This is a genomic window from Reyranella sp. GW821-FHT14A01, from assembly GCF_058803965.1.
Genome location: NZ_JBXAPM010000002.1, coordinates 584400 through 593673 on the forward strand (window position 1 = coordinate 584400; position 9274 = coordinate 593673).

A 9274-nucleotide genomic window follows, 5' to 3' on the forward strand; every position below is an offset into this window, starting at 1 on the left:
TTCTCGTGCTTGATCGTCTGAAGTCCGTGCTGAAGGCGCGGTTCGGTTCCGCGCCCGCTTTGTCGGAAGCCCCCAAGGGAGTCGAGGTCCTGGCCGAGATGGCCAACCGCCGCGTCGTGCGGCGTTATTCCGACAAGCCGCTCGATCCGGCGCTGCTGGACACGCTCTGCGCCGTGGCCCTGTCGGCGCCCTCCAAGAGCGACCTGCAGCAGGCCGACATCGTGATCGTCACCGACAAGGCACAGCGCGAGAAGCTGCAAGCCCTGATCCCGGAGAATCCGTGGGCCGCCGCCGGCCCGGCGCTGCTGGTCTTCTGCGGCAACAACCGCCGCCACCGGCTGCTGTTCGAATGGCGTGGCCGGCCCTTCGTGAACGACTATCTCGACCCGTTCTTCAATGCCGCCGTCGATGTCGGCATCGCGCTCGCCACCTTCATCGCCGCCGCCGACCGGGTGGGGCTCGGAACCTGCCCGATCAGCCAGATCCGCAACCAGGCCGCCCAGGTCTCGGAGGTGCTCGGATTGCCGCAGCATGTCTTCCCGGTGGCCGGGCTGGGCGTCGGCTGGCCGTCCTTCGAGGGCGTGATGAGCCCGCGGCTGGGGCTCGACGTGTCGATTCACCGCGACCGCTACGACGAAACGGGCCTGCGGGAGAAGGTCGAGGCCTACGACAAGCGGCGTAACGAGACCCAGCCCTACAAATCCCAGCGTTTCGTGGACAAATTCGGCGAGGACGCGGCTTACGGATGGTCCGAGGACAAGGCCCGGCAATATTCGGTGCCGGAGCGGGCCGATTTCGGCGCATTCGTGCGCGCCAAGGGCTTCAATCTCGACTGATCGTGCGCTGCTTCACTTCGTGCAGGACATAAAGCCGGAGGGCGCTCGACAGGTTGAGCCCCTCCTGGGGCCGGGCATGATCGACCTCGGCCACCAGGGCATTGAGCGACAGGCCGCGGGCCTGCGACAAAGCCGACAGCTCGGCCCAGAACGCGTCCTCCAGCGAGATGCTGGTGCGGTGGCCATCGATGGTGACCGAGCGTTTGCGCATGTCGGGACTGTGACAGCGGCGCCCGGTAGCGGCAACACGTCTCCTCAAGCTGCCTTGCCGCCGTCACAGAGCGTGCGTATAAGCGCGCCCAATCACCCCCCCTCCGGACACATCATTATTATGGATATCCGTAACGTCGCGATCATCGCGCACGTCGACCATGGCAAGACCACACTGGTCGATTGCCTGCTGAAGCAGAGCGGCACCTTCCGCGAGAACCAGCAGGTGGCCGAGCGCGCCATGGATTCGAACGACCTCGAACGCGAACGGGGAATCACCATCCTGGCCAAGGCGACCTCGGTCGAGTGGCAGGGCACGCGTATCAACATCGTCGACACGCCCGGCCACGCCGACTTCGGCGGCGAGGTCGAGCGCATCCTCTCGATGGTCGACGGCGTGGTCCTGCTGGTCGACGCGGCCGAAGGCCCGCTGCCGCAGACCAAGTTCGTGCTGGGCAAGGCGCTGCGCCTCGGCCTGAAGCCGATCGTGCTGATCAACAAGGTCGACCGTTCCGACGCCCGCGCCCACGAGGTGCATGACGAGGTGTTCGACCTGTTCTCGGCGCTCGAGGCGTCGGACGAACAGCTCGACTTCCCGACGCTCTTCGCCTCGGCCCGCCAGGGCTGGGCCGCGACCTCGCTCGAGGCCGAGCACACGGACATGACGCCGCTGTTCCAACTGCTGGTGAACCATGTGCCGGCGCCGAAGATCGATCCGGATCCGGCCTTCCGCATGCTGGTGACGACGCTGGAAGCCGACAACTTCCTCGGCCGCATCCTCACCGGCCGCATCCTGTCGGGCTCGATCAAGCCCAACACGATGGTCAAGGCGCTGGGCCGCGACGGCAAGGAACTCGAACAGACGCGCATCACGCGCATCCTGGCGTTCCGCGGCCTCGAGCGCGTGGCGCTGGAGTCGGCCGAGGCGGGCGACATCGTGGCCATTGCCGGCATGAAGAACGCCACGGTAGCCGACACGCTGGGCGACCTCTCGATCGCCGAGCCGATCCATTCGCAGCCGATCGATCCGCCGACGCTGGCCATGACCTTCATGGTCAACGACTCGCCGCTCGCCGGCCGGGAAGGCGACAAGGTCACGACCCGCATGATCCGCGCGCGCCTGATGCGCGAGGCCGAGGGTAACGTCGCGATCCGCGTCACCGACACCGAGAATGCCGATTCCTACGAGGTCGCCGGCCGCGGCGAACTGCAGCTCGGCGTGCTGATCGAGACGATGCGCCGCGAGGGCTTCGAGCTCGCCGTCGGCCGTCCGAAGGTGCTGTTCAAGACCGACCCGGTCACCGGCCAGCGCCAGGAGCCGATCGAAGAGGTCGTGATCGACGTCGACGACGCCTATACCGGCGCCGTCGTCGAGCAGATCTCGCTGCGCAAGGGCGAACTGCAGGACATGCGTCCGTCGGGCGCCGGCAAGACCCGCCTGGTGTTCTACGCCCCGTCGCGCGGCCTGATCGGCTATCACGGCGAGTTCCTGACCGACACGCGCGGCACCGGCGTGATGAACCGCCTGTTCCACGAGTACGGCGCCTATCGCGGCCCGATCGCCGGCCGCCGCAACGGCGCGCTGATCGCCAACGAAGAGGGCGTCTCGGTCGCCTACGCGATGTGGAAGCTCGAGGATCGCGGCCCGATGTTCATCGAGCCCGGCGTGCCCGTCTACATGGGCATGATCATCGGCGAGCACAGCCGCGGCACCGACCTCGAGATCAACGTGCTGAAGGGCAAGCAGCTCACCAACATCCGCGCCGCCGGCAAGGACGAGGCCGTCCGCCTCACGCCGCCGCGCAAGATGTCGCTCGAGCAGGCGATCGCCTATATCGAAGAAGACGAGCTCGTCGAGATCACCCCGAAATCCATCCGGCTGCGCAAGCGCTTCCTCAATCTCGAGGATCGCAAGCGGGCCAAGAAGCAGGCCGCTGCGGCGGCGGAGTAAAGACAAGGACCATGAGCGGCAGGAACGTGGATTTCGGCGATCGCCTGGCGACCGCCGCGGCGGCCAAGCAGGCTTTGCTCGAGAAGGCCAAGGCCAAGGCCAACGATCCGGAACTCCTCAAGAAGCAGGCCGAGCGCGCTGCCATTGCGGCCGCCCGCGAGGCCCGCGAGGAAGAGCGCCGGGAAGCCAAGCGGGCGGAAGAGGCGCGTATTGCCGCCGAACTCGCAGCGGCGAAGGCAGCGGCGGACGCGATCGTTGCAGCGGCGGAAGCGGCAGCTGCAGCAGCGGCTGCAGAAGCCAGGGCAGCAGCCGAAGCCGCGGAGGCCGAACGTGCCGCCCGGCGCGCCGCCAAGCCGGTGCTGACCGAGGCCGAGCAGAAAGCCGCCCGCGACGCCCGCTACGCCGCCCGCAAGGCGCGCAAGGGCAAGCGTTAGGCCGAGCAAAGCTCGGCCCGCTGAGCGACAGGCTGCGGCTTGGTTACAAGCCGCTAAGCTTGCAATGTCCGAGAGCGTCGAAGGACGAGCGACCCCCAAGGGACGCCTCAGAGCGCTCCGCCCGTCAGGGACGCGCGCTGGCTGATCTCGATGTGGTTGCCGTCGGGATCGCAGACGAATGCGTAGCGCACCGTCTCGCCCAGCACGCGCGGCTCGCCGCCGGAAGCGCCGCCGCGCTCCAGGATGCCGGCATAGTCGGCCAGGCAATCCCACACCTGTACCGTCATGTAGCGATAGCCGGGCCCGCGCCACTGGCCGACCGCGCTCTCGACCTTGCCCTGCTCGGCGACCACGACCAGCGAGTCGCCGCAGCGGTAGCGGCCCTTGCCCGCGCGCTCGAACTGCATCGCGTGTGTCCAGAACCGGTCGTGCGCGGCGGGATCGTTGACCCGGAGCAGGATCGCGATGCCCTCGACGCCGTTCAGGCCCTTCGGCACCAGCGTGACCTTGTTGCCGTCGGGATCGGCGAGCGGCTGTGGTGATGCCAGGCCTTCGCGGGCGATCTCGAGGCCGACGATGCCTGACGGCGGCGCCTCGGGCAGGGGCCCGCGCGCGTGGTTCATCTTCAGGATCGAGCCGTTCATGTGGTGGCGGTGCTGCTGCATGCCGCCGCCCAGCTTGCCCATATGGTCGTAGGGCAGGCCGACCGTCTGCTGCCAGAAGGCGAGTTGTTCGTCGCGCGTGTTGGAGAAGAGGCCGACATCGAGGTGCTGCTTGGCGAGGTTCATGGCGGCCAGTGTAGCGCGGGACGGGAAACAATTCTTACAAAGCCTGCCACGACGAGGCTGCACAGCGATCCTAGAACGGCGGCGGGGTAAGGGGCCGGGCGCTGGGGAGCCGCCGGCACATTGTGGGAAGGGCTACGATGATTCGCGCCATGATCGGCACGGTCGCCGTGCTTGCCGGTTTCGCCGTCGTCGAGCGTTCGGTCGACGCCAGCACTGGCCAGGCCGGATCGTGCACGCCGACCGATGCTTACACGCTGCTGCCGCGCGGCGAGACGATGCCGGTGCGCGCGGAGCCGACGCCGGAGTCGCCCGTCATCGGGACACTTCAGGGCCGCACGGCGGTCAGCGTATTCGGCAGCCGGGGCGGCTGGGCGCGCATCTTGATTCTGGACGGCATCCAACCTTATGGTTGGATGCCAATCGATCGGCTCGGGATCGACGCGAGTTCTGACCGTGCGCTCGGTGACACGGTCAGCTTTCGTCTTCTCGGGTGCCGCGGAAACCGACTTCAGGTCATCAACGCCCGCACCGGTGCCGTCTGGATCGACAAAGGCTAGCAGGCCGTTGGAACAGCCAGGGTCTTGGCGAACAAACGAAATAAACGAAACAGACGAAACAAACGAATCGAGAGTCGCGGCTCCAGATTGGGGTGGTCTGGTACCGTTGACGGATGAAGGTTGCTCGCGGGTAGGTCTCAAAACCTCATTTCAGCAGCCTGCTAGAGGTTAATCCCTCAGATCTTCAGGTCGCTGAAGAAGTCGTTGCCCTTGTCGTCGGTGATGATGAAAGCCGGGAAGTTCTCGACCTGGATGCGCCAGATCGCTTCCATGCCGAGCTCGGGATATTCCAGCACCTCGACCTTCTTGATGACGTTCTGCGCCAGGATCGCGGCCGGGCCGCCGATCGAGCCGAGATAGAAGCCCTTGTGCTTCTTGCAGGCGTCGACGACCTGCTTGCTGCGGTTGCCCTTGGCCAGCATGACCATCGAGCCGCCATTGGCCTGGAAGAGGTCGACATAGGAATCCATGCGGCCGGCCGTGGTCGGGCCGAACGAGCCCGAGGCCATGCCGGTCGGCGTCTTGGCGGGGCCCGCGTAGTAGACCGGGAACTGCTTGAAATAGTCCGGCAGGCCCTCACCGCGGTCGAGCCGCTCCTTGAGCTTGGCGTGCGCCGAATCGCGGGCCACGATCAGCGTGCCGGTCAGGTTCACGCGGGTCTTCACCGGATGCTTCGTCAGCACCGACAGCGTGTGGGCCATGCCCTTGTTGAGATCGACCGAGACGACGTCACCGGAAAGCTGCGTCGGCTCGATCTCGGGCATGAAGTGCGCCGGATTGGTCTCGAGCTGTTCGAGGAAGACGCCGTCCTTCGTGATCTTGCCGACGGCCTGGCGGTCGGCCGAACAGGAGACGCCGATGCCGATCGGCACCGAGGCGCCGTGGCGGGCGATGCGGATCACGCGCACGTCGTGGCAGAAATACTTGCCGCCGAACTGCGCGCCGATGCCCATCTGGCGCGTGAGTTCGAGCACCTTCTGCTCCATTTCGCGGTCGCGGATGGCGACGCCCTTGTTGTTGCCCTCGCTCGGCAGGTCGTCGAGGTAGCGGGTCGAGGCGAGCTTCACCGTCTTGAGGTTCATCTCCGCCGAAGTGCCGCCGACCACGATGGCCAGGTGATAGGGCGGGCAGGCCGCCGTGCCGAGGGTGCGGATCTGCGTGTCGAGGAACTTGAGCAGCGAGGCCTCGTTCAGCACGGCCGGCGTCTGCTGGTGCAGGTAGGTCTTGTTGGCCGAGCCGCCGCCCTTGGCGATGAACAGGAATTTGTAGGCGTCGCCGTCGGTCGCATAGATGTCGATCTGCGCCGGCAGGTTGGTGCCGGTCTGCACTTCCTTGAACATCGACAATGGCGAGACCTGCGAATAGCGCAGGTTGGTCTCGGTGTAGGTCTTGTAGACGCCCTTGGCGATCGCTTGCTCGTCGCCGCCGCCGGTCCACACCGCCTGGCCCTTCTTGCCCATGACGATGGCGGTGCCGGTGTCCTGGCACATCGGCAGGACGCCGCCGGCCGAGATGTTGGCGTTCTTCAGCAGCTCGAGGGCGACATACTTGTCGTTCGAGGAGGCCTCGCCGTCGTCGAGGATGTTGCGAAGCTGCTGGAGATGGCCCGGGCGCAGCAGGTGGGAAATGTCGTGGAAGGCCGCCGCCGTCAGGGTGGTCAGCGCCTCGGGCTCGACCGTCAGGACGTCCTTGCCGTTGAACTTGGCGGTGCCGACGAAATCCGACGTGAGCTTGCGGTAGGACGTGGTGTCCTCGTGGCTCGGGAACATTTCCTGGAACTGGAATTCGGGCATGCGTCTTCTCCTGGCGACCCTCTCGGGGCGCCGGTTTCCTGCCGCAGCCGGGGCGCGGCGTCTACCTACTTCTTTCGGAAGCTGTCGAGCTTGACGACCTTGGAGGCCGGGTCCTCGGGCTTGGCCGTTTCGGCGGCCGTCGTCTCGCCCTCGACCTGGGCGTCCTGACCCTCGGGCGCGGGCGCCGGCGGCCGCTTTTCCGGCACCGGCAGCGGGGTCGGCGCCGACGTGCCTTCCGGCTTGTCGGCGGAAATCTTGTCGCCCGTGGCCTTGTCGCGACGGTCGAACTGCAGGCCGAAGCGCACCGACGGATCGACGAAGGCCGAGAGCGCGGCGAACGGGACCTTTATGCGCTCCTGCTGCTTGTTGAAGCTGACCGTCACCTCGAAATCGTCCTCGCGGAGGATCAGGTCCCAGTACTGGTGCTGGAGGACGATCGTCATCTCTTCCGGGTACTTGGCGCGCAGGTACTCGGGCAGCTCCACGCCCGGATCGCCGCTGCGAAAGCTGATGTAGAAATGGTGCGAGCCGGGCAGGCCCGTTTCCGCGACCTGAGTCAGCACGCGCCGCACGACGCTGCGCAGCGCGTCGTCAACGAGGGCGTCGTAGTGAAAGCGATCGTTCATGGCCTGTCGGAAATTTCATAAAAAGCATCGGCCCGCGCTGCGGGAGAGTCAACGATGGCAATAGCGGTCAATTGCCGGGAAAGAAAGCGGAGATGGCCCGAGGATAAGTGGGGGGCTTCTGTTGCCCGGTGCCCCCCGGACCGCGCTTACGTCCGCTGTTTAGGCGGCAGCAGCGAGTGTAACGGTGTTATCGTTAGCACTTGTGAATGGCCCGTCACGGCGGAACCATACCGGGCAAAAACCGCGCCTTTACCACGCTCGTCGATCCTGGTTCGCCCCCATCGGTTCCGCCCGAGGGGCGGAGAGAAATGGTGGAGGCGCCGGGTACTGCCCCCGGGTCCGAAACGCTTATTTCACGCGGCGTTTATCGCCATAGTCGGTTTCCCGACACCTTCCATATAGGCGCTTTCACCGGCTTTTTGAAGGCGTTGCGGGCCGCGGATATTTCCCCATGGCCGGGGGTGCGCCGCGCCCATAAAGTCCGGCGCAAACAAGGACAACGAACCGATGCCCCTTTCGAGCGACCAGCAGGCTGAAATCGACCAGGCCCGGGCCGGTGCCCAGCCGACCTTGCGCCCCGTCGCTCCGGCGCTGGAGGAGATCCTCTACCAGGCGCTGCCGGTGCTCGATCACGGCTTCGTCCGCGTCGTCGACTATATGGGCGACGATGCCGCCGTCGTGCAGGCCGCGCGGGTGAGCTACGGCCGCGGCACCAAGAAGGTCAGCGAGGATCGCGGCCTCATCAACTATCTGATGCGGCACCGCCACACGACGCCCTTCGAGATGTGCGAGATCAAGTACCACGTGAAGCTGCCGATCTTCGTGGCGCGCCAGTGGATCCGCCATCGCACGGCCAACGTGAACGAATATTCCGCGCGCTATTCGATCCTCGACAACGAATTCTACGTGCCGAAGCCCGAGCATCTCGCGGCCCAGAGCGCGATGAACCGGCAGGGCCGCGACGCGGTGCTGGCGGGCAAGGAAGCCGAGCGCGTCTTCAGCCTGCTGAAGAAGGACGCCGAGCTCGTCTATGAGCACTATCTCGAGATGCTGAACGAGGGCGAAGCCGGCGCGCCGCTCGATCCCGAGCGTTCCGGCCTCGCGCGCGAACTCGCCCGCATGAACCTGTCGCTCGGCTTCTATACCCAGTGGTACTGGAAGACGAACCTCCACAACCTGATGCATTTCCTGTCGCTGCGCGCCGACGCGCATGCGCAGTACGAGATCCGTGTCTATGCCGAGGTGATGCTCGACACGCTGAAGCGCTGGTGCCCGATCAGCCACGACGCCTTCGTGGAATACCGCATGGGCGGCACGCATCTCTCCAAGACCGGCCTCGCCATCGTGAAGCGCCTGCTGGCCGGCGAGACGGTCGACCAGAAGTCGAGCGGTATGAGTGCGCGCGAATGGCGCGAGCTGATGGCGGCCCTCGGTCAGGCGACGTGATCCGCGACCCCGGCCGGCTGCGGCTGCTGCGCGAGCGACCGCGCGACGGCGCGGCGGTCGAGGCGATGAACGAGGCAGCCTTCGGTCCCGACCGCCAGCAGAAGACGGTCTATCGCCTGCGCGAGGGCGTGAAGCCGATCCCCGAACTGTGCTTCGTGGCGATCGACCAAAAAGACGTCATGGTGGCCTCGATCCGCAACTGGCCGATCCTGATCAACGACAGATGGCCCGCGGTCATGCTGGGGCCGCTCGCCATCGCGCCCGAGCTGCGCGGCCTGGGCTACGGCAAGGCGCTGATGTGGCACTCGATGGCTCAGTCGCGCATGCTGGGTCACAGCCGCATCATCCTGGTCGGCGACCCCGAGTACTACAACCAGTTCGGCTTCCGCCGCGATCTCGCCCTCAATATCCAGCTCCCCGGCTGGGTCGAGGACCGCCGCTTCCTCGCGCTGGAACTCGTCGCCGGCTCGATGATCGGCGTCCACGGCATGATCGGGAAGTGGCGCGTGGGTTGGCGGCCGAAGAAGACCCGCCAGCGCAGTTAATTTTCATGTCGTCCTCGTCTTAGCAAAATCCGGTAGGTTTTGAGCGCTTCGCAAGAAGCGTGTGGGCCCGGATGGCCATCCGGGCCCA

Annotated in this window: 10 protein-coding genes and 1 other RNA gene; 6 read left to right on the plus strand and 5 right to left on the minus strand. The window is 66.1% G+C overall.

Going from position 1 to position 9274, the window contains the following annotated elements:
- Positions 1–5 precede the first annotated feature (5 nt).
- Positions 6–836 carry a nitroreductase family protein gene (locus AC1ROX_RS06605; RefSeq protein ID WP_493123631.1) on the plus strand — a complete coding sequence of 277 codons (831 nt, stop codon included), beginning with the start codon at positions 6–8 and terminating at the stop codon, positions 834–836.
- On the opposite strand, the gene AC1ROX_RS06610 is transcribed toward AC1ROX_RS06605, so the two are convergent.
- Positions 823–1047, minus strand: coding sequence for a ribbon-helix-helix domain-containing protein (locus AC1ROX_RS06610; protein ID WP_493123633.1), 225 nt, complete (start codon positions 1045–1047; stop codon positions 823–825). The two genes, AC1ROX_RS06605 and AC1ROX_RS06610, sit on opposite strands and share 14 nt — an antisense overlap.
- 120 nt (positions 1048–1167) lie before the next feature.
- On the opposite strand from AC1ROX_RS06610, the gene typA reads away from it, so the two are divergent.
- Positions 1168–2997, plus strand: coding sequence for a translational GTPase TypA (gene typA, locus AC1ROX_RS06615; RefSeq protein ID WP_493123635.1), 1830 nt, complete (start codon positions 1168–1170; stop codon positions 2995–2997).
- A gap of 11 nt (positions 2998–3008) precedes the next feature.
- Complete coding sequence (locus AC1ROX_RS06620; protein ID WP_493123637.1) at positions 3009–3431, plus strand: DUF6481 family protein; 423 nt, start codon at positions 3009–3011, stop codon at positions 3429–3431.
- Positions 3432–3538: 107 nt separating this feature from the next.
- On the opposite strand, the gene AC1ROX_RS06625 is transcribed toward AC1ROX_RS06620, so the two are convergent.
- On the minus strand, positions 3539–4219 hold the full coding sequence (locus AC1ROX_RS06625; RefSeq protein WP_493123638.1) for a VOC family protein: 681 nt from the start codon (positions 4217–4219) through the stop codon (positions 3539–3541).
- Positions 4220–4356: 137 nt separating this feature from the next.
- Between AC1ROX_RS06625 and AC1ROX_RS06630 the strand changes: the two genes are divergently transcribed.
- Complete coding sequence (locus AC1ROX_RS06630; protein ID WP_493123640.1) at positions 4357–4776, plus strand: SH3 domain-containing protein; 420 nt, start codon at positions 4357–4359, stop codon at positions 4774–4776.
- Positions 4777–4952: 176 nt separating this feature from the next.
- Here AC1ROX_RS06630 and AC1ROX_RS06635 read toward each other — a convergent pair whose 3' ends face one another.
- From AC1ROX_RS06635 to ssrA, 3 genes are all read right to left on the minus strand, one after another.
- On the minus strand, positions 4953–6569 hold the full coding sequence (locus AC1ROX_RS06635) for a fumarate hydratase (RefSeq protein WP_493123642.1): 1617 nt from the start codon (positions 6567–6569) through the stop codon (positions 4953–4955).
- A gap of 65 nt (positions 6570–6634) precedes the next feature.
- On the minus strand, positions 6635–7195 hold the full coding sequence (locus AC1ROX_RS06640) for an SspB family protein (protein ID WP_493123644.1): 561 nt from the start codon (positions 7193–7195) through the stop codon (positions 6635–6637).
- Positions 7196–7301: 106 nt separating this feature from the next.
- Positions 7302–7623: a transfer-messenger RNA gene (ssrA, locus tag AC1ROX_RS06645) on the minus strand.
- A 79-nt stretch (positions 7624–7702) separates the two neighbouring features.
- Here ssrA and thyX point away from each other — a divergent pair.
- Both thyX and AC1ROX_RS06655 read left to right on the plus strand, forming a co-directional pair.
- Positions 7703–8641 (plus strand): FAD-dependent thymidylate synthase, encoded by a 939-nt coding sequence (gene thyX / locus AC1ROX_RS06650; protein ID WP_493123646.1) that lies wholly within the window; start codon positions 7703–7705, stop codon positions 8639–8641.
- Positions 8638–9186: a GNAT family N-acetyltransferase gene (locus tag AC1ROX_RS06655; RefSeq protein ID WP_493123648.1), complete on the plus strand. Its 549-nt coding sequence runs from the start codon at positions 8638–8640 to the stop codon at positions 9184–9186. Before thyX ends, AC1ROX_RS06655 begins: the two co-directional genes overlap by 4 nt.
- Positions 9187–9274 lie beyond the last annotated feature (88 nt).

Bases quoted from the DNA above. Each gene is read 5' to 3' on its own strand.
- AC1ROX_RS06640 (WP_493123644.1), bottom strand. From the start codon at position 7,195: ATGAACGATCGCTTTCACTACGACGCCCTCGTTGACGACGCGCTGCGC.
- thyX (WP_493123646.1), top strand. From the start codon at position 7,703: ATGCCCCTTTCGAGCGACCAGCAGGCTGAAATCGACCAGGCCCGGGCC.
- typA (WP_493123635.1), top strand. From the start codon at position 1,168: ATGGATATCCGTAACGTCGCGATCATCGCGCACGTCGACCATGGCAAG.
- AC1ROX_RS06610 (WP_493123633.1), bottom strand. From the start codon at position 1,047: ATGCGCAAACGCTCGGTCACCATCGATGGCCACCGCACCAGCATCTCG.
- AC1ROX_RS06620 (WP_493123637.1), top strand. From the start codon at position 3,009: ATGAGCGGCAGGAACGTGGATTTCGGCGATCGCCTGGCGACCGCCGCG.
- AC1ROX_RS06625 (WP_493123638.1), bottom strand. From the start codon at position 4,219: ATGAACCTCGCCAAGCAGCACCTCGATGTCGGCCTCTTCTCCAACACG.
- AC1ROX_RS06630 (WP_493123640.1), top strand. From the start codon at position 4,357: ATGATTCGCGCCATGATCGGCACGGTCGCCGTGCTTGCCGGTTTCGCC.
- AC1ROX_RS06635 (WP_493123642.1), bottom strand. From the start codon at position 6,569: ATGCCCGAATTCCAGTTCCAGGAAATGTTCCCGAGCCACGAGGACACC.